This window comes from Comamonas sp. A7-5 (genome assembly GCF_039581385.1).
In the GTDB taxonomy this organism is placed as follows: domain Bacteria; phylum Pseudomonadota; class Gammaproteobacteria; order Burkholderiales; family Burkholderiaceae_C; genus Comamonas; species Comamonas thiooxydans.
The window spans coordinates 146,237-164,088 of the sequence record NZ_JBCPWO010000005.1; the positions used below are offsets into that span (position 1 = coordinate 146,237).

Annotated in this window: 17 protein-coding genes; 12 read left to right on the forward strand and 5 right to left on the reverse strand. The window is 64.6% G+C overall.

What is annotated here, in order from left to right; translation table 11 throughout:
• Positions 1–6: 6 nt before the first annotated feature.
• Complete coding sequence (locus AAIL67_RS11005) at positions 7–1,134, reverse strand: SAM-dependent methyltransferase (protein WP_343484028.1); 1,128 nt, start codon at positions 1,132–1,134, stop codon at positions 7–9.
• Between the two features lie 9 nt (positions 1,135–1,143).
• Between AAIL67_RS11005 and AAIL67_RS11010 the strand changes: the two genes are divergently transcribed.
• The 7 genes from AAIL67_RS11010 to AAIL67_RS11040 all read left to right on the forward strand — a co-directional run bounded on the left by AAIL67_RS11010 (position 1,144) and on the right by AAIL67_RS11040 (position 6,746).
• Positions 1,144–1,929 (forward strand): SDR family oxidoreductase, encoded by a 786-nt coding sequence (locus AAIL67_RS11010; protein WP_343484030.1) that lies wholly within the window; start codon positions 1,144–1,146, stop codon positions 1,927–1,929.
• Between the two features lie 25 nt (positions 1,930–1,954).
• Positions 1,955–2,326, forward strand: a complete 372-nt coding sequence (locus tag AAIL67_RS11015; protein WP_003050921.1) for a dihydroneopterin aldolase — start codon at positions 1,955–1,957, stop codon at positions 2,324–2,326.
• Positions 2,320–3,315 carry a tRNA 2-thiocytidine(32) synthetase TtcA gene (ttcA, locus tag AAIL67_RS11020; RefSeq protein ID WP_043375334.1) on the forward strand — a complete coding sequence of 332 codons (996 nt, stop codon included), beginning with the start codon at positions 2,320–2,322 and terminating at the stop codon, positions 3,313–3,315. Before AAIL67_RS11015 ends, ttcA begins: the two co-directional genes overlap by 7 nt.
• 83 nt (positions 3,316–3,398) lie before the next feature.
• Entirely contained in the window at positions 3,399–4,130 is a 732-nt protein-coding gene (locus AAIL67_RS11025) for a DUF4136 domain-containing protein (RefSeq protein WP_343484031.1), read from the forward strand.
• Between the two features lie 102 nt (positions 4,131–4,232).
• Positions 4,233–4,715 (forward strand): DUF2501 domain-containing protein, encoded by a 483-nt coding sequence (locus tag AAIL67_RS11030; protein ID WP_003068777.1) that lies wholly within the window; start codon positions 4,233–4,235, stop codon positions 4,713–4,715.
• 221 nt (positions 4,716–4,936) lie between these two features.
• Positions 4,937–5,578, forward strand: a complete 642-nt coding sequence (locus tag AAIL67_RS11035; RefSeq protein WP_343484034.1) for a histidine phosphatase family protein — start codon at positions 4,937–4,939, stop codon at positions 5,576–5,578.
• Complete coding sequence (locus AAIL67_RS11040; protein WP_034354690.1) at positions 5,562–6,746, forward strand: DSD1 family PLP-dependent enzyme; 1,185 nt, start codon at positions 5,562–5,564, stop codon at positions 6,744–6,746. Before AAIL67_RS11035 ends, AAIL67_RS11040 begins: the two co-directional genes overlap by 17 nt.
• Before the next feature lie 121 nt (positions 6,747–6,867).
• On the opposite strand, the gene AAIL67_RS11045 is transcribed toward AAIL67_RS11040, so the two are convergent.
• The 3 genes from AAIL67_RS11045 to AAIL67_RS11055 are packed head-to-tail and all read right to left on the reverse strand — an operon-like array spanning position 6,868 to position 9,844.
• Entirely contained in the window at positions 6,868–7,611 is a 744-nt protein-coding gene (locus tag AAIL67_RS11045; protein WP_343484036.1) for a phosphoribosyltransferase, read from the reverse strand.
• A gap of 7 nt (positions 7,612–7,618) precedes the next feature.
• Complete coding sequence (locus AAIL67_RS11050) at positions 7,619–8,848, reverse strand: M20 aminoacylase family protein (RefSeq protein ID WP_343484038.1); 1,230 nt, start codon at positions 8,846–8,848, stop codon at positions 7,619–7,621.
• A gap of 3 nt (positions 8,849–8,851) precedes the next feature.
• Positions 8,852–9,844 carry a tripartite tricarboxylate transporter substrate binding protein gene (locus AAIL67_RS11055; RefSeq protein ID WP_343484039.1) on the reverse strand — a complete coding sequence of 331 codons (993 nt, stop codon included), beginning with the start codon at positions 9,842–9,844 and terminating at the stop codon, positions 8,852–8,854.
• A 262-nt stretch (positions 9,845–10,106) separates the two neighbouring features.
• Between AAIL67_RS11055 and AAIL67_RS11060 the strand changes: the two genes are divergently transcribed.
• The 5 genes from AAIL67_RS11060 (at position 10,107) to AAIL67_RS11080 (ending at position 16,599) form a co-directional block, all read left to right on the forward strand.
• Positions 10,107–11,909 carry a lysoplasmalogenase family protein gene (locus AAIL67_RS11060; protein ID WP_253232606.1) on the forward strand — a complete coding sequence of 601 codons (1,803 nt, stop codon included), beginning with the start codon at positions 10,107–10,109 and terminating at the stop codon, positions 11,907–11,909.
• A 388-nt stretch (positions 11,910–12,297) separates the two neighbouring features.
• Positions 12,298–12,495, forward strand: a complete 198-nt coding sequence (locus AAIL67_RS11065; RefSeq protein WP_343484041.1) for a hypothetical protein — start codon at positions 12,298–12,300, stop codon at positions 12,493–12,495.
• Between the two features lie 237 nt (positions 12,496–12,732).
• Positions 12,733–13,056 carry a hypothetical protein gene (locus AAIL67_RS11070; protein WP_343484043.1) on the forward strand — a complete coding sequence of 108 codons (324 nt, stop codon included), beginning with the start codon at positions 12,733–12,735 and terminating at the stop codon, positions 13,054–13,056.
• Positions 13,057–13,068: 12 nt separating this feature from the next.
• The gene (gene mgtA / locus AAIL67_RS11075) at positions 13,069–15,816 is read left to right on the forward strand and encodes a magnesium-translocating P-type ATPase (RefSeq protein WP_343484044.1); all 2,748 of its coding nucleotides are present in this window, start codon (positions 13,069–13,071) and stop codon (positions 15,814–15,816) included.
• Positions 15,817–15,879: 63 nt separating this feature from the next.
• Entirely contained in the window at positions 15,880–16,599 is a 720-nt protein-coding gene (locus AAIL67_RS11080; protein WP_034354715.1) for an MgtC/SapB family protein, read from the forward strand.
• 96 nt (positions 16,600–16,695) lie between these two features.
• On the opposite strand, the gene ruvB is transcribed toward AAIL67_RS11080, so the two are convergent.
• Positions 16,696–17,790: a Holliday junction branch migration DNA helicase RuvB gene (ruvB, locus tag AAIL67_RS11085; RefSeq protein WP_012839966.1), complete on the reverse strand. Its 1,095-nt coding sequence runs from the start codon at positions 17,788–17,790 to the stop codon at positions 16,696–16,698.
• Between the last annotated feature and the right edge of the window lie 62 nt (positions 17,791–17,852).

The window sequence follows — 17,852 nt, forward strand, 5'->3', positions numbered from 1 at the left end:
TAGCCGCTATAGCCGGTGCGTGCGGTCGCCCTGCACAAAGCCCAGCGGCATCCAGGGCTCCACGCCCTTGGACAGGGCAACAACCTTGAACAGCTCACCCATCTCGTGCTCCATGACCAGCTTGGAGGCCATGGAGCGGGCCTTGATGCCGACCGCATCGAGCTTGGGCGCAAGCCCACAGTTGATGAGAAAGTGCGCCTGATTGGTATAGCCCAGCACGTCGAAGCCCGCATCCTGGGCCGCCACGGCGGTGCCCGTGAAATTGACGTGGGCGGTGATGTCCTTGAGGCCGACCAGCACCAGAGGGTCGTTGTCCACCTGATGCTGGTAGTGGCAGACCAGGGTCCCCATATGGCGCTGCTCGTGGTAGTACTCGCTCTCGCCAAAGCCGTAATCGATAAAGAAGGCGGCACCGCGAACCAGACGCTCGCCCAGGGTGTGGATAAATGCCTCGCCCTGGCGGTGGATTTCGGTCAGAAAATCATGCGGACCACCGATATCCACAGGCGGGCGCAGTTCGGTGGGACGGTCTTCCCAGGCAAAAACCGCCTCATCGCCGCCTGCGCCGAGCACCACGCCGCGCTCATGCCATTGGCCTGCGGTGCGCTGCAGCAGCTGCACCGGCATGGCATCCAGCACCTCGTTGCCGACGATCACGCCCTCCATGGCTTCAGGCAGCGCATCCACCCAGCGCACCAGATGTTCGTACTTGGCCAGCGCCAGCTTCTGGCGCGCGCGCAGCGTGCCCGAGAGATCGACGATGGTGTAGCGCTCGGGCAACGCACCCTGAGCCGCCAGCTCGTCGAGGATCTGCAGCGCCAGCGCGCCCGTGCCGGCGCCGAACTCCCAGATCTCGTGCGTATTCGTTTTTTGTAGCGCCTCCCGTAACTGGGACGCCACCAACTGGCCAAAAATAGGCGAAATCTCCGGCGCCGTCACAAAGTCGCTGCCCGACTCCGGCATGGCACCGAACTTGGCCGTTTCATTGGCGTAATAGCCCAGGCCCGGCGCATAGAGCGCCAGCTCCATGAAACGGTCGAAAGGCAGCCAGCCGCCCACGGCGGCAATCTCCTTGGCAATGCGGGATTGCAAGGCGCTCGTTAAACTTGAGGGTTCTGTCGTCACAACCCGCATTTTCCACGAATGTCCTCACCCGCCCGACCACGCACAGTATTGGTGACCGGTTCCGCCCGTCGCCTTGGACGTGACATGGCCTTGGCCCTGGCCCGCGCGGGCTGGCAAGTGGCTGTGCACTATCGCGACTCCCGCGAGCAAGCCATGCAGACCGTGGCTTCCTGCGCGCAGCTGTCGGGCGACAGCGCGGCTTTTGACGCGGACTTCTTTGACGAGGAATCGGTGCGCTCACTGGTGCCGCGTGTGGTGGAGCGCTTTGGCCGCATCGACGCCGTGGTCAATAACGCCTCGCTGTTCGAGCATGACGATGCCCAGAGCTTCAGCTATGTGGCGTTGGAAGCGCATATGCGCAGCAACACGGGTGCGCCCATATTGCTGTCCCAGGCTCTGCACGCCCATGTGCAGGAGCGTGCGGCGGCGGGCGAAGAGTCGGCCCAGGGCGCCGTGGTGAATGTGCTGGACCAGAAGCTCTGGAACCAGAACCCCGATTTCCTGAGCTACACCCTCTCCAAGGCGGCTCTGGAAGCCGCCAACACCATGCTGGCCCTGGCGCTGGCTCCACGCGTGCGTGTGGTGGGCGTGGCGCCGGGCCTGACGCTGACCAGCCATATGCTGAGCCAGGCAAAATTCGAGGCCCTGCACGCCATGAGCCCGCTGGGACGCTCCTCCTCGCCCGAGGACATTGCCGCCGCCGTGTGCTTTGCACTGGAAAACCGATCCATGACGGGCACCACCATGCTGGTGGACGGCGGCCAACATTTACAGCGCTTCGAGCGCGATTTTTCGATGATGTGAGCCCACCGAGGCCGCACCCTTTTCCATGACTTCCACTTCCGGACAACAGATTCTCACGCTCACCGGCCTGCGCTTTGACGCCAGCCTGGGGATTCTTGCGCATGAGAAACAAGAGCCTCAGCCGATCCAGGTCGACGCCGAACTCAATCTCGGCCCCCAGCCCCTGGCTCCGCGCGATGACGACATCCTCCATGTGCTGGACTACCGCAAGGTGCGCCAGATCATCATCGACGAATGCACCTCCGAGCATGTGAACCTGCTCGAGAGCCTGATCGGCAAGCTGGCCCAGCGCCTGCTGCAGCTGCCCGGCGTGCGCGGCGTGCGTGTGAAAATTGCGAAGCTGGAAATTTTTGACGACTGCGAAGTAGCCATTCGCATCGAAACCGGACAATGGTGAACCCCATGAATGCAGTAAACGACAACCCCTGGATTGCCGAAGAGGCAGAAGCCGCCGATGCTGCGGCCGCAGAGAACGCCAACGGCGAAGAAGCCGCCAAGCCCGGCAAGATCAAGATCGAGCGCGAACAGATCAAGCTCGAGAAGCGCCTGTGCCGCGAAGTGGGCAAGGCCATCCTCGACTACAACATGATCGAGGAAGGCGACAAGATCATGGTCTGCATGTCCGGCGGCAAGGACAGCTACACCCTGCTCGACATTCTGCGCAAGCTGCAAAAGCGTGCGCCCGTGAAGTTCGACATCGTGGCCGTGAACCTGGACCAGAAGCAGCCCGGCTTCCCCGAGCATGTGCTGCCCGAGTACTTCCAGAGCATCGGAGTGGACTACCACATCGAGAACCAGGACACCTACAGCGTCGTCAAGCGCGTCGTGCCCGAAGGCAAGACCACCTGCGGCCTGTGCTCGCGCCTGCGCCGCGCCATCCTGTACAAGGTGGCCGACCAGCTGGGCTGCACCAAGGTGGCCCTGGGCCATCACCGCGACGACATCGTGCAGACCATGATGCTCAACATGTTCTACGGCGGCCGCATGAAGGGCATGCCGCCCAAGCTGGTCAGCGATGACGGCAAGCATGTGGTGATCCGCCCGCTGTGCTATGTGCCCGAGAAGGACACGACGCGCTGGGCCCAGTACCAGAACTTCCCCATCATTCCCTGCAACCTCTGCGGCAGCCAGGACGGCCTGCAGCGCGTGGCCGTGGGCAATATGCTGCGCGAGTGGGACAAGAAGTTCCCCGGCCGTATCGAGAGCATGTTCCGCGCCATGGGCAACATTGTCACCACGCACATGATGGACCCCCAGTTGCATGACTTCAGGAACGCCAAGGCCACGGGCATTGCCGATCCCAACGGCGACATGGCCTTTGACCATGAAGAGCTGCCAACCATGGCCGCCCTGCCCGGCGGAGTACAAGTGGTACAACTGTCCTGAGCGGACTTTTGAACTAAAACCGGACCCTGCTGTCCAATCAAAGGCCCATCCCATGGGCCTTTGTCGTTTTCAGAGAAATCATCATGAACCTGCGCAAAACCTCCTTACGCTGGATCGGCCTTGCGGCCCTGACTGCGACGGCCCTGCTGGCCGGCTGCAGCACGGTGCGTGAGGTCAACAGCACGGTGCAGAGCTTTTCCGCACTGAACACCATCCCCGTGCCGGCCACCTACCGGCTGGAGACCCTGCCCTCGCAGCAGGGCCAGGTGAACTTCGCGGCCGTGGAAGCCCAGGCCCAGCATGCGCTGGCCCGCGTCGGCCTGACACGCGATGACTCGCACGCCAGCCTGGTGGTGCAGATCAGCGCCATGGCACGCTATGCGCGCGACTGGGCCAGCTGGCCCTATTACGACCCCTACTGGGGCCCGCGCTGGGGCTGGGGCATGAGCTACGGCCGCGGCTTCGGCTGGGGCTTTGGCGGCGGCATGATGTTCAACGAGCCGCCGCTGGAGTACTACCGCGCCGTGAGCATCGTCATGCGCGATATCAAGACCCAGCAGATCGTCTACGAAACCTCGGCCCAGCGCCAGGATGTGTGGACCGACGACCCGGCCATCTTCGGCATTCTGTTTGATGCTGCGCTGACGGGCTTCCCCAAGCCGCCGCAGGGCCAGCGCAATGTGCGCACCGTCATCCAGCCGCCGGCAGCGCAGCCTGCCAGCGGCACGCCGGCAGCTCCTGCACAGCCCGCCGCATCGGTCACGCCAGCCGCCCCGGCCAAGGTGGCACCGGCCACCGTGGCTCCGGCACGTTGATTTGCAATCTTCAACAGTTGCCGGGCCTGCCGCGTGCTAACGTGCAGCTCGCTTTGAACCAGGGCCTCCTGCCTGGGCCCTCGCCATGAAAAGGATGAAGTCATGAAGAAATTTGCTCTCTCCAGCCTGCTTTGCGCCACAGTGGCTGCGGGCGCCTTCAGCGCCCATGCCAGCGGCCTCGGCGACGCCTTGCGCGGTCAGCTGGGCGGCGGCGCGGCCGAGAGCAGTTCCAGCGCCTCGGGTCTGGGCGGCATGCTCGGCGGCTCCGGAGGCTCTTCGGCACTGTCGGCCCTGGGCCTGGGCAACCTGAGCTCCGGCACGGCCAGCAATGCCGCAGGCGTCCTCACCTACTGCATGAAGAACAACTACCTCAACGCCGACAAGGCCGCCCAGGTCAAGAATCAGCTGCTGGGCAAGCTGGGCCTGGGCCAGAAGGAAGAACCCAAGGATCAGGGCTACCAGAACGGGCTGATGGGCATGGTCACGGGCGCCGACGGCAAGAGCTTCAGCCTGGACAAGGTCAAGAGCAACCTCAAGGAAAAGGCCTGCGACTTTGTGCTGGACAATGCCAAATCGCTGATCTGACACCAAAAGACATGGCAGCCGGCGCTTGAAGCGCAAGTGCTGGCAAGTGCTGCAATGCCCAAAGGCCTGCAACCGTGGTTGCAGGCCTTTTTTCTTGCCGGCTGCGCCACGATGCAGGCCGAGCGTCGAAAAGTCTGTAACAACAGACCGGGGTACAGGCACACTTTGTTTGCAAGACAATGACTGTTCAATAAAACAACCTACGCTGAACGAGCCAAGACATGCACGCCACGCGCATCATTGCCATCCGGCACGGAGAGACAACCTGGAATGTCGATGGACGCATCCAGGGGCATCTGGATATTCCCTTGAACGACACCGGCCTGTGGCAGGCCGAGCAGGCGGCCCAGGCGCTGGCCGACGAGAGCATTGCCGCCATCTATAGCAGCGACCTGCAGCGTGCCCATGTCACTGCGCAGGCGATTGCCCAGAGATCCGGTGCCCCTCTGCACACCACCGCCGGCCTGCGCGAGCGCTGCTTTGGCGATTTTCAGGGCCGCACCTTCAAGGATGTGGAAGCCACCCAGCCCGAGGACGCCCAGCTCTGGCGCACACGCAACCCGGCCTATGCCCCGCCCGGAGGTGGCGACTCGCTGCAGGCCTTGCGCGAACGCATCTTTGTCACCGTGGACCGGATTGCGCGCCAGCATGAGGGCGAGCAGATCGTGCTGGTCGCCCATGGCGGCGTGATGGACGTGCTCTACCGTCTGGCCACGCGCCAGGACTTCCAGACGCCACGCACCTGGGAGCTGAGCAACTGCGCCATCAATCGCCTGCTCTGGACGCCTGACGGCCTGTCTTTGGTAGGCTGGGCAGATACCGCACACCTTCAGCAAGGCAGCCGAGATGAAGCACATTCCTGAGCATTTGCAGACCCTGGTCGGCCAGGCCGTCAAACGCATAGATACGCCCGCCCTGGTCATCGACCTGGACGCCATGGACCGCAATATCGAGCGCATGGCCCGCTTTGCCCAGCAGCATGGCGTGCTCTGGCGCCCGCATGCAAAGCTGCACAAGAGCGCGCATATCGCCCATCTGCTCGAACATGCCGGCGCCTGCGGCCACTGCGTGCAGAAGGTCAGCGAGGCCGAGGCACTGGCCCAGGGCGGCATCACCAATATCTTCATCAGCAACGAAGTCATCTCCCAGACCAAGCTGGCGCGCGTGGCGGCTCTGGCCAGGGCACTGAATGCCCAGGGCGGCCGGCTGGCCCTGGCCGTGGATTGCGAGGAAGGCATCACCCGGCTGGCGCGGGCCCTGCAGGATGCGCAGGCCGGCGATGCCGCCATGGATGTGCTGGTGGAAATCAATGTCGGCCAGAACCGCTGCGGCGCAGAGCCCGGCGAAGCCGCCCTGGGCCTGGCACAGGCGATTGCAGCGCAGCCCGTGCTGCGCTTTGCGGGTCTGCAGGCTTATCACGGCGGCGCCCAGCATCTGCGCAGCGCCGAGGAGCGCAAGACCGCCATCGAGCAGGTGCTCAAGCTCGTCAACCGCACGCGCCATGAGTTCGACCGCGCTGGCCTGGCCATTCCGCTGATCACGGGTGCCGGCACCGGCACCATGGTCAACGAGGCCGCCAGCGGCATCTATGGCGAAATCCAGCCCGGCTCCTTCCTCTTCATGGACGCCGACTACGCGGCCAACCAGCGCGACCCGGCCCAGCCCCTGTTCGAGCATGCGCTCTACGTCAAGACCCAGGTCATGTCGCTCAGCGGCGATCACGCCGTCTGCGACGCCGGCCACAAGGCCCATGCCATAGACTCCGGCCTGCCGAAGCTGCATGCGCTGGCGCCCGAAAATGCGCTGCGCTTTGCCAATGGCGGCGACGAGCATGGCGTGCTGCACCCCGATGCTGACGCCGGCAACCACAGCGGCTGGCTGCCCGCGCTGGGCGAGAGCCTGTGGCTGATTCCCGGCCACTGCGACCCCACGGTCAATCTGCACGACCACCTGATCGGCGTGCGCGGCGGCCGCCTCAAGGGCGTGGTCGAACGCATCTTCACCGTCGACGGGCGCGGCGCACTGACCTGATACGCTCCTGCTCCGGACTTTGATTGCTATACAAACAAGAGCTTACAGCGCATTTAATGCAATTATTTCAAGGCATAAACAGCCTGAAATTCATGCATGAAAGGCGCCAGAAGCTCTCTTTTTATGAGCCTTCGGGCCACCAGCCGTCGGCCCGGCGCTCCATGCGCGGGCAGTCGTAGGCCGCGACCACGGGGATGGCGCTGCCATCGGCACGCACCAGCTTTTGCTGCCACTGCGTGCCCTGGCGCATGGCCACGGCAATGGCGGCCACTTCGGCGCCGCAACGCTCGAGCAGCTTGAGGCCGGACACCATGGTCGTGCCCGAACTCACGGCATCGTCCACCACCAGCACGCGCTTGCCGGCAATCAGGCCCAGCTGATTCGGGTCGATATAGAGCAGCTTGCCCTTGCCCGGCGTGGTGATGGAGCTGACGGGCTCGGAGAGCTCGTCGCGATACCAGTATTTGCGCGAGTAACCCAGCGGCACATAGCGGCTGCGGCCCAGGTGGCGCGCCACCAGCGGCGCAAAAGCCAGGCCCAGCGTGGGCAGGCCTATAACCACGTCGAAGTCATGCGCCCCGGCGCCTTGCGCCATGTGCAGCGCCAGCTGCTCCACCACCTCCATCGAGGCCTGGTTGGCAATCAGGGAGGCCACACAGCGGTCCGGCGCCGAGCCATCGGCTGTCGGCATGCCGCGCAGCGGCAGCAGCAGATAGCGGCCGTCGGGCAGTCTGGCCGGATAGCTCTTCGCATAGGGCGGCAGCGGCGACTGGCTCAGCTCGGCCTCGGTGACGGTGGCTTGCCAATAGTCGGTCGTGGCATCGAAGCCGGGCAGATCCTGGCCGGAGAGGTTGATTTCACTCATACAAAACTCAGTCGCGACCCAGATAGCTCTCGGCCAGCTTCACCCAATACGAGGCAGTCACGGGCAGCAGGTTGTCGTTGAAGTCATAGGCTGCGTTGTGCACCATGCAGCCGCCCTCGCCCATGCCGTTGCCGACGATGAAGTAGTTGCCGGGGACCTGGTTGAGCATGATGGCGAAGTCGTCGCTGGCCTGCAGCGGCTGCAGATCGGGAATCAGCCATTCCTCGCCCAGGAATTCGCGCGCCACCTCGACGGCGAACTCCGTCGCTGCCTTGTCGTTCATGACGGGCGGATAACGCCATTTGTAGTCCACCTCGGCCGTGGCGCGGTGGACTGCGGCCTGGGCATGGGCCATGGCCATGATGCGCTCGCGCAGCTGCTGGCGCACCTCGGGGCAGCGCGCGCGAATGGTCACGCGCAGCTCGCAGGTTTCGGGAATCACATTGGGCGCATCGCCCGCATGGATGGCACCGATGGTGACCACCGCCATGTCGTTGGGGTCGATCTCGCGCGAACGAATGGTCTGCAGCGCCAGCACCAGATGCGAGGCCACGACGATGGGGTCCACGGCCACATGGGGCATGGCGCCATGGCCGCCCTTGCCGCGGATGGTGATGATGGCCGTGTCCGAGCTGGAATACATCACGCCCGAGCGAAAGCCGAACTGCCCCGCCGGGTAGCCGGGCTCGTTGTGAAAGGCGTAGAGCGCATCGCAGGGAAACAGCTCGAACAGGCCCTGCTCCACCATCTTCTGCGCGCCGCCATGGCCTTCCTCGGCGGGCTGGAAAATCAGATTGAGCGTGCCCTGGAGCTGACTCTTGCGCCCGGCCAGCACCCTGGCTGCGGCCAGCAGCGTGGCCGTGTGCCCGTCGTGGCCGCAGGCATGCATCTTGCCGTCGTGACGGCTGGCATAGGGCAGGCCCGTGGTTTCACGGATGGGCAGCGCGTCCATGTCGGCGCGCAGGCCAAGACGTTTGCCGATGTGCTTGCCATTGGCATGGTCGCCGCAGCGCAGCGTCCCCACCACGCCGGTATCGCCCAGACCGCGATGGACCTCGTAGCCCCATTCGGCCAGCCTGGCGGCCACGATATCGCCGGTGCGATGCTCTTCATAGGCCAGCTCGGGATGGGCATGCAGATCATGGCGCAGGGCCAGCATCTCGTGCGCGACGGCGGCCACTTCGGGCAGCACGGGCGGATGGATCTCGGCATGCACGGGATTCAGAGGCGCGGCCATGGCTTATTCCGCCTGGATGTTGGCCGACTTCACGATCTGGGCATAGCCGGCTTTTTCCTTCTTCAGGAACTGGACAAAGCTGGCCTGGGTGCCGGAGCCGGGCGTGGCGCCGCCATCTTCCAGGCGCTTGCGCACATCGGGCATCTTGAGCACGGCATCGAGCTCGGTGGCCAGACGCGTGACCACAGCCTGAGGCGTCTTGGCGGGCACGAACAGCCCCGTCCAGGTGTTGAGGTCAAAGCCCTTGAGTTCGGCCGTCTCGCCAAAGGTGGGCACGGCGTGGATGGCATCGATGCGCTTGGCCGATGTCACGCCCAGACCTTCGAGCTTCTTCTGCTGGATCATGGGCACGGCGCTCACGGTGGTGAGCATGCCCACATCGACCTGAGCGCCCATCACGTCGCTGGTGATCTGGGCACCGCCGCGGTAGGGCACATGCACCAGCTTGATCTTGGCGCGCTCCTGCAGCATTTCCATGGCCAGATGCAGCATGGTGCCCACGCCCGAGGTGGCATAGGTCAGCGAGCCGGGCTTGGAACGCGCCAATGCAATCAGCTCGCTCAGATTGTGCGCCGGCAGGCCGGGACGGGCCACGGCGACCACGGGTGCGATGGTGGTCAGCCCCACAGGGGTCAGATCCTTTTCGGCGTCGTATTTGACAGCGGAATTCACCAGCTGGGCAATGCTGATGGGGCCGTCAAAGCCCATGAGCAAGGTGTAGCCGTCGGCCGGTGCCTTGACGGCCTTGCTCACCCCGAGCACACCGCCGGCGCCGGGCACGTTGTCCACCACGATGGACTGGTGCAGGCGCTCGCCCAGCTTCTGGCCGATCAGGCGCGCCGTGGTGTCCACATTGCCACCGGCACTGAACGGCACGATCAGCGTGATGGGCTTGGCGGCGGGCCAGGCATCGGCGGCGGCAAGAACGGCAGGGGCGGTAAAGCCTGAGGCCAGCAAGGCAGCGGCGGCAACAAAGGAGCGGCGGGATGTGGACATGGGCATGCAGCAAGAATGCGGACAGGCTGACGGCTCCAGGCCCATCCCGGGGTCGCCGCGTCGCTGTACTGGCCGGTAAATTTGAGTGTGCCCTCCGGCGGACGGGCAAGCCCGCAATTATCCCAGAGCACCTTGCTGACTGCCATAACAGGAAATACTTAGCAATCCTGATTCACCCTTGAAACTTCGTGAAGCCTGCAGCGCCGAGCGCTAGGGTTCATGCCAAGCCGCCGGACAACGAGCCGCTCCAGAATCGGAGCCCATGCTCTCCCCCAGCCAAGTCATCGTTCTTGCCACGCCGGTCTTTTTCGCACTGATTGCCGTGGAATGGGCCATCAGCCTAAAACGCGGGCGCAATGCCTATGCGCTGGCCGATGCCATCAGCTCGCTGAACCTGGGCGTACTGAGCCAGACCAGCGCCGTCTTCACCAAGCTGCTGACGCTGGGCATCTACACCGTCGTGGCCAGCCATGTGGCTCTGATCGAGGCCGATGCCTTCTGGCTCAGCCTGCCGGGCTGGCTGCTGGCCCTGCTGTTCTACGACCTCTGCTACTACTGGCTGCACCGCATGGGCCATGAAGTGGGCGTACTCTGGGCCGCCCATGCCGTGCACCACCAAAGTCAGGCCTACAACCTCTCCACCGCGCTGCGCCAGACCAGCTCCGGCGCGCTGCTGGGCTGGATCTTCTATCTACCCATGGCCCTGGCCGGCGTGCCGCCGCTGGTGTTTGCCGTGGTCGGGCTGATCGACCTGCTCTACCAGTTCTGGGTGCATACCGAGCAGGTCAAGAAGCTGGGCTGGTTCGATCGCTGGTTCTGCGCGCCCAGCAATCACCGCGTGCACCATGCCGTCAACGAGCGCTATCTGGACCGCAACTACGGCGGCATTCTCATCGTCTGGGACCGGCTCTTCGGCACTTACAAGACCGAGGACGACGAGGAGCCCTGCGTCTACGGCACGCGCGGCCTGCTCAAGAGCTGGGACCCGCTCTGGGCCAACTTCAGCGTCTACCGCCAGCTGGCGCATGACAGCTGGTATGCACGCAGCTGGCTGGACAAGCTTCGCGTCTGGTTCAAGCCGCCGGGCTGGCGGCCAGCCGATGTGACGCAGCGCTTTCCCAAGCCCGCCTTCGACCTGGACGAGCACCGCATCATCTATGCCCCGCCCATGGGCACTGCGCTGCGCTGGTTTGCCGGCCTGCAGTTTGCGGCGCTGGTTGCGGGCACTTCGGTCTTTCTCTGGCATGCCGACCAGTCGCCGCTGGCCACCAATCTGATCTGGTTCGGCGTGCTGCTCACCGGGCAATGGGCTCTGGGTGCTGCCATGCAGGGACGCATCAGTCTGTGGCTGGCGCTGATGCTGCAAAGCGGCGCACTGGCCACGGCCACGGCAGCGCTGGGGCTGCAGCAATGGCATTGGCTGTTCAAACCTGCCACCATGGTTTTTGCTCTCATATGCGTAGCTTCTTGCGCAAAGCAGAACTCAAAAACTATACAAAACCTGCCTCAAAAGCATGTTCATCTGCTGCTGGCAGCTATTGTTTTTTCCATGGCTGGCGATGTATTCCTGATGCTGGACGGACAGCTGCCCACCAGTCTGTTCATTCCCGGCCTGGTCAGCTTTTTGCTGGCCCATGTCTGCTATGTTGCGCTATTCAAGCTTGATGTTGCCTGGTTTGCTGATCGCAGCGCACTGATGCTGGTGGCTGCGATCGGCGCCGCCATGTATGTCTTTCTCTGGACCCATGGCCTGCCTGCCGCCCTGCGTCTGCCCGTGGCCGCCTATGTCGGCGTCATCGCCTTGATGGCGGCGCAGGCCTGGGGGCGCTACCAACTCCTGCAAAGCCGTCCCGCGCTACTGACCGCACTGGGCGCCAGCTTTTTCATGCTCAGCGACTCCATCCTGGCCATCAATCGTTTTGTGCAGCCGCTGCCCTGGTCATCGGTGAGCGTGCTCGGCAGCTATTACACCGCACAGGCCCTGATCGTCTGGGGCTGTGTGCGCCCATGGGCCGAGCCTGCAACCCGCTTGGCCCCGGCGCAATTGCAACTGAAAGCCACCTAGGGTTGACCCTGAACCCGGTCTCGGCCGATAATTGCCAGATCGCAATTTCAGGAGTCCCCACGTGGACAGTGCCAGTTCAACCAGTGATTTATCGCACGCCGCAATGGCTGCGAAGCTGGCCGACTGACAGACTCCCCCGGATCGGGAGTCGTCATCGACCGCCCCGCATCCCTCGCCCTGCGACCATCGCAACTTGCTGTTTGGCTTCCCGACCTTCGGGGCGGCCTGTCGTGCGCAGCACGGCTAGAGGCTTCAAGCTCGCAAGCTCTGCTCCTCACTGAGTTTTCGCGCCGCCATTCGCTCCGGTTTACCCCGGCTCGTGGCTGCGCCAAAACGTTTGTGCCGCGCTGCCGCCTGGCCCGCTCCCTCAACCGATGAGGAGAACGCCATGAGCAACCGCCTGACCCGCTCTCTGCACCAGCTGCGCCCCCTGCTGCTGCGCGCCCGCGCCACGCCTTCCCAGGCAGCGCCCGTCGCATCGACAGCCTTGCCGCAAGCGCTGGAGCAGACGCTGGAGCTCGACGCACTGACCAGCTGGCCCACGCATCGCATCCGCAGCTATCTGAGCAGCCACAGCGTGCGCTGAGCAGCCTCGTCGCGGACCGGCTCCGGCCCGCATTTCATTCACTTTTAACCAAGGAACACGTATGGATCCCGACCCTAGTCGATCTTGCAGCGCGCCCTTCGCGGCGCACTGCAAGCCCATTGCCGTGCGTGTGACCCTCTTGGCTGCGCGCACGAACTGGAACCCCGTCCCGGGGTCGCGCGCCTGATGCCCTAGCAGCGGCGGGCAGCTCCCGGGTCACCCCCAAGGAGTATGCCCATGCAACGCCTCGCCTGGCTGCGCGTGCTGCAACGCAGCCGCCCCGCATCCCGCTTCAATGACTCTACCCGCCACCATGGCCTGACCCATGCCGTGATCTCGGCACTGAGCGAGCGCCGCACCGATGTGCTGCGCCACCTGGTCGACCGCCATGCAGCGCCCCTCATGGCCAGCGCCATGGCCAATCTGAGCATCCGCCAGCGCGCCGATGCGCTGTCGCTGCTGACCCGCGAGCAGCGCAGCCGCATCGACAACCAGTTGCGCGCCAGCCAGGCGCAGCAGCCCCGGACGCGATTGGGCACCTCCGGCAAGACGCTGCACTGACAGGAGGCCGTGATGCAGACTCTCAAAAATCTGTTCCGGGCCTTTTTGCGCAGCCACCGCATGGCCGGCCTCTTCGGCCGCCAGCCCATGCCCGCTGGCGGCCCGTCCACAGCCGTCACAGTGCCTGCGACACAGGTACAGGCCCTGCAATCCGCCGCCTGCAGCCCCGTGGCTGCGCTGCTGCAGCAGCTGGACACATCGAACCGGGGCCTGAGCACCGAGCAGGCCCGGCAGCGCCAGCTACGCCATGGGCCCAACGAGGTGGCGCATGAAAAGCCGCTGCCCTCATGGCAGCACCTGTGGCATTGCTACCGCAACCCCTTCAACCTGCTGCTGACACTGCTGGCCGTGGTCTCCTATGTCACCGAGGACGAAAAAGCCACCATCGTCATCGCCAGCATGGTGCTGCTGTCCACGCTGCTGCGCTTTGTCCAGGAAGGGCGGTCCCGGCGCGCCGCAGCACGCCTGCAGGCCCTGGTCAGCAACCGCGTCACCGTGCGCCGCAAGACCGATGCACCGGCCGCAGACTTTCGCGACAGCGGCGGAGGCCATGACACCTCGCTGTCCGAGCTGCTCATGCGCGAGCTGGTGCCCGGAGACATTGTGGCCCTGTCGGCCGGCGACATGATCCCGGCCGACTGCCGCCTGCTGTCCGCCAAGGACCTGTTCGTGAGCCAGGCAGCCATGACGGGCGAATCGCTGCCCGTGGAAAAGGATGCGCGCACCCTCGCCGCCCTGCAGGCCGGCCAGTTGCTGGAAGCCGGCAACCTGCTCTTCATGGGCACCAATGTGGTCTCGGGATCGGCCATGGCCGTGGTCGTCGCCACCGGCAACCAGACCTATTTCGGCACACTGGCAGCGCGCATCACCCACCAGGACCGCACTGCCACGGCCTTCGAGCAGGGCGTGAACAGCGTCAGCTGGCTGCTGATCCGCTTCGCGGCCGTGATGGTGCCCGTGGTGCTGTTCATCAACGGCTACACCAAGGGCGACTGGGGCGAGGCCTTTTTGTTCGCGCTGTCGGTGGCCGTGGGCCTGACACCCGAGATGCTGCCCATGATCGTCACCTCCACGCTGGCCAAGGGCGCCGTGGTGCTGTCGCGCCAGAAGGTGATGGTCAAGCGCCTGGATGCGATCCAGAACTTCGGCGCCATGGATGTGCTGTGCACCGACAAGACCGGCACGCTGACGCAGGACCGCATCGCGCTGGAGCGCCACACCGATGTGCAGGGCCGTCCCAGCGACGAGGTGCTGCAGTTCGCCTACCTCAACAGCTACTACCAGACCGGGCTCAAGAACCTGCTGGACCGTGCCGTACTCGAGCATGTGGAGCTGCACACGCGGCTGCATGTCAACGAGGACTACCGCAAGGTCGACGAAATTCCGTTCGACTTCCAGCGCCGGCGCATGTCCGTGGTGGTGGCCGAGCGCAATCACCACCACGAGCTGATCTGCAAGGGGGCGGTCGAGGAAATCCTGCAGGTCTGCACACATATTCGAGACAGCGGGCGCGACGGAGACACGCGGCTGCCGCTCACGCCCGAGCGCCGCGAGCAGGTGCGCGCCGTCACCGAGGGCCTGAACAGCGAGGGGCTGCGCGTGGTGGCCGTGGCCATGAAGGAAGTGCCGCCCGACAAGAACACCTACGGCATCGCCGACGAGGCCGGACTGACCCTGATCGGCTACGTGGCCTTTCTCGATCCGCCCAAGGAATCCACCCAGGCCGCCATTGCTGCGCTGCTGCAGCATGGGGTGACGGTCAAAGTACTCACGGGCGACAACGAGCTGGTGGCACGCAAGGTCTGCCGCGACGTGGGCCTGCAGGTGGACGAGACGATTGTCGGCAACGACATCGAAGCCATGGACGAGGAGCAGCTGCGCCGCACCGTGGAGTCGCACCTGCTGTTCGCCCGCCTGACGCCGCTGCACAAGGAGCGCATCGTGCATGCGCTGCGCGCCAACGGTCATATCACGGGCTTTATGGGCGACGGCATCAACGACGCGCCCGCGCTGCGCGCCGCCGATATCGGCATCAGCGTCGACAGCGGCGTGGACATCGCCCGCGAGGCGGCCGACATCATCCTGCTGGAGAAAAGCCTGATGGTGCTGGAGCAGGGCGTGCTCGAAGGACGCCGCACCTTCAGCAATATGCTCAAGTACATCCGCATGACGACCAGCTCCAACTTCGGCAACGTGTTCTCGGTGCTGATCGCTTCGGCCTTCATCCCGTTCCTGCCCATGCTGCCCATGCAGCTGCTGATGCAGAACCTGCTCTACGACCTGTCGCAGATCGCCATTCCCTTCGACAACGTGGACGAGGAAATGGTCGCGCGGCCGCTGCGCTGGAACCCTCAGGACCTGGGCTGCTTCATGCTCTTCTTCGGCCCCATCAGCTCGCTGTTCGACGTGCTCACCTTCGCGCTGATGTGGTTCGTCTTCCATGCCAGCACGGCCGCAGAGCAAAGCCTGTTCCAGTCTGGCTGGTTCGTGGTGGGGCTGCTCACGCAGACGCTGATCGTGCACATGATCCGCACGCCGAAGATCCCGTTTGTGCAAAGCCGTGCCTCCTGGCCCTTGCTGGCCGCCACGGCGACCATCATGGCCATAGGCATCTTCCTGCCCATGGGCCCGCTGGCCGGACATTTCAAGCTGCAGGCCCTGCCGCTCGGCTATTTCCCCTGGCTCATCGTCATATTGCTGGCCTATGCTGTGCTGACCACGCTGCTCAAGCGCGTCTATATCCGCAAGTACGGCTGGTGAGCTCCGGGCCGCATATTTCATGAACCCAAGCACCTGTCCATAACCAATAACAATCAGAACTTCATGCAATCCCTACAGAACTTCAATCTGCTCGCCACGCTGAACACGGTGCTGTGTCTTCTCGTGGCCTTTGTCTGCGGCAGCATCATCGGCCTTGAGCGCCAGATACGCCAGCGCACGGCGGGCCTGCGCACCAATACCCTGGTCGCCGTGGGCGCGGCCGTGTTCGTCGACCTGGCCATGCGCGTCTCAGGCGCGGACGGCGCCACGCGCGTCATCTCCTATGTGGTTTCGGGCGTGGGCTTTCTGGGTGCCGGCGCCATCATGAAGGAAGGAGCCAACATCACGGGGCTGAACACCGCCGCCACGCTATGGGGCTCGGCCGCCGTGGGCGCCTGCGCGGGCGCGGGCCTGCTGCCCGAGGCCGGCCTTGCCACCCTGTTCGTGCTGGCCAGCAACACCTTGCTGCGCCCCGTGGTCAACTACATCAACCGCCATCCCGTGGCCGAGCATGCCAGCGAGGCCACCTACTATGTCTATGTGATCTGCGGCCAGCAAGCCCAGGCCGATGTGCGCGAGGGCATGCAGGAGCTGCTGGAGGCGGCCAACTACCCGGTGCGCGCAGTCGAAAAGCACGAGATTCCGCCGCACAACACCGAAATCGAGGCCGAGCTGTTCGCCACGGCCGTGCATGCCGAGGAGCTGGACCAGGTGGTCACGCAGATCGAAGCCCTGCCCGGCGTGCTGCAGGCCTTCTGGAACGCCGGACCGCAGAGCAATTGATCCCCCCTGAGCCGCTGCGCGGCTTCCCCCAGGGGGACGACATCTTCGCTGCGGGGCGGTCCTTGCTCGATGTCTCTGGTTTGGGTTGCGCCAGTTTTATGCTGCATTGTCTCCGGGGGGCTGCAGGCCCAGGTGCCGGTAGGCGGCCTGGGTGGCCATGCGCCCGCGCGGCGTGCGCTGCAAAAAGCCCTGCTGGATCAGATAGGGCTCGATCACGTCCTCGATGGTGCCCGACTCCTCGCCGATACTCGCCGCGATATTGTCCAGACCTACCGGGCCGCCGTCGAAACGATGCACCACGGCTTCGAGCAGCTTGCGGTCCATGATGTCAAAGCCCTGGGGGTCCACATCGAGCATGGCCAGAGCCTTGTCGGCAATCTCGCGCGTGATGCGGCCGTCGCCCTTGACATCGGCATAGTCGCGCACGCGGCGCAGCAGGCGGTTGGCAATGCGCGGCGTGCCGCGCGAGCGGCGCGCGATCTCGAAGCAGCCTTCCGCGTCAATCGGCGCATTGAGCAGTCCGGCGCTGCGCCTGACAATGCGCGAGAGCTCCTCCGAGGTATAGAACTCCAGCCGCGCCACGATGCCGAAGCGATCGCGCAGCGGGTTGGTGAGCATGCCGGCGCGCGTGGTCGCGCCCACCAGCGTGAATGGCTGGAGATCGAGCTTGATGGAGCGTGCAGCCGGGCCTTCGCCAATCATGATGTCTATCTGATAGTCCTCCAGCGCCGGGTAGAGGATTTCCTCGACCACCGGGCTCAGTCGGTGAATCTCGTCGATGAACAGCACATCGTTGGGCTCGAGATTGGTGAGCAGCGCCGCCAGATCCTTGGGTTTTTCCAGCACCGGGCCGCTGGTCTGGCGCAGGTTCACGCCCAGCTCGGCTGCGATGATGTGGGACAGCGTGGTCTTGCCCAGGCCCGGCGGGCCGAACAACAGCACATGATCGAGCGCCTCGCTGCGCTTCTTGGCAGCGCCAATGAAGATCTCGAGCTGCTCTCGCGCCTTGGCCTGGCCCACATACTCGTCGAGCTGCTTGGGGCGCAGGGCACGCTCCAGCGCCTCTTCGCCCTGGGACGAATGCCCGGCCGAAACCATGCGCGGCGCAGCCGCCTCGGGGTCGGCGGCCGCGCTTCTGGCCTTGCGTGCAGGTGCGGGGCTGGCCGCAAATTCGTCCACATGAATCGTCATGGCAGCAATTGTGCCCCAAGCATGACAGGGACACTGATTAAAAATACAGGGGAAACAAAATC

Excerpts from the sequence above, each read along its gene's own strand:
- AAIL67_RS11005 (WP_343484028.1), bottom strand. The coding sequence starts at position 1,134 with ATGCGGGTTGTGACGACAGAACCCTCAAGTTTAACGAGCGCCTTGCAA.
- AAIL67_RS11010 (WP_343484030.1), top strand. The coding sequence starts at position 1,144 with ATGTCCTCACCCGCCCGACCACGCACAGTATTGGTGACCGGTTCCGCC.
- AAIL67_RS11015 (WP_003050921.1), top strand. The coding sequence starts at position 1,955 with ATGACTTCCACTTCCGGACAACAGATTCTCACGCTCACCGGCCTGCGC.
- ttcA (WP_043375334.1), top strand. The coding sequence starts at position 2,320 with ATGGTGAACCCCATGAATGCAGTAAACGACAACCCCTGGATTGCCGAA.
- AAIL67_RS11025 (WP_343484031.1), top strand. The coding sequence starts at position 3,399 with ATGAACCTGCGCAAAACCTCCTTACGCTGGATCGGCCTTGCGGCCCTG.
- AAIL67_RS11030 (WP_003068777.1), top strand. The coding sequence starts at position 4,233 with ATGAAGAAATTTGCTCTCTCCAGCCTGCTTTGCGCCACAGTGGCTGCG.
- AAIL67_RS11035 (WP_343484034.1), top strand. The coding sequence starts at position 4,937 with ATGCACGCCACGCGCATCATTGCCATCCGGCACGGAGAGACAACCTGG.
- AAIL67_RS11040 (WP_034354690.1), top strand. The coding sequence starts at position 5,562 with ATGAAGCACATTCCTGAGCATTTGCAGACCCTGGTCGGCCAGGCCGTC.
- AAIL67_RS11045 (WP_343484036.1), bottom strand. The coding sequence starts at position 7,611 with ATGAGTGAAATCAACCTCTCCGGCCAGGATCTGCCCGGCTTCGATGCC.
- AAIL67_RS11050 (WP_343484038.1), bottom strand. The coding sequence starts at position 8,848 with ATGGCCGCGCCTCTGAATCCCGTGCATGCCGAGATCCATCCGCCCGTG.
- AAIL67_RS11055 (WP_343484039.1), bottom strand. The coding sequence starts at position 9,844 with ATGTCCACATCCCGCCGCTCCTTTGTTGCCGCCGCTGCCTTGCTGGCC.
- AAIL67_RS11060 (WP_253232606.1), top strand. The coding sequence starts at position 10,107 with ATGCTCTCCCCCAGCCAAGTCATCGTTCTTGCCACGCCGGTCTTTTTC.
- AAIL67_RS11065 (WP_343484041.1), top strand. The coding sequence starts at position 12,298 with ATGAGCAACCGCCTGACCCGCTCTCTGCACCAGCTGCGCCCCCTGCTG.
- AAIL67_RS11070 (WP_343484043.1), top strand. The coding sequence starts at position 12,733 with ATGCAACGCCTCGCCTGGCTGCGCGTGCTGCAACGCAGCCGCCCCGCA.
- mgtA (WP_343484044.1), top strand. The coding sequence starts at position 13,069 with ATGCAGACTCTCAAAAATCTGTTCCGGGCCTTTTTGCGCAGCCACCGC.
- AAIL67_RS11080 (WP_034354715.1), top strand. The coding sequence starts at position 15,880 with ATGCAATCCCTACAGAACTTCAATCTGCTCGCCACGCTGAACACGGTG.
- ruvB (WP_012839966.1), bottom strand. The coding sequence starts at position 17,790 with ATGACGATTCATGTGGACGAATTTGCGGCCAGCCCCGCACCTGCACGC.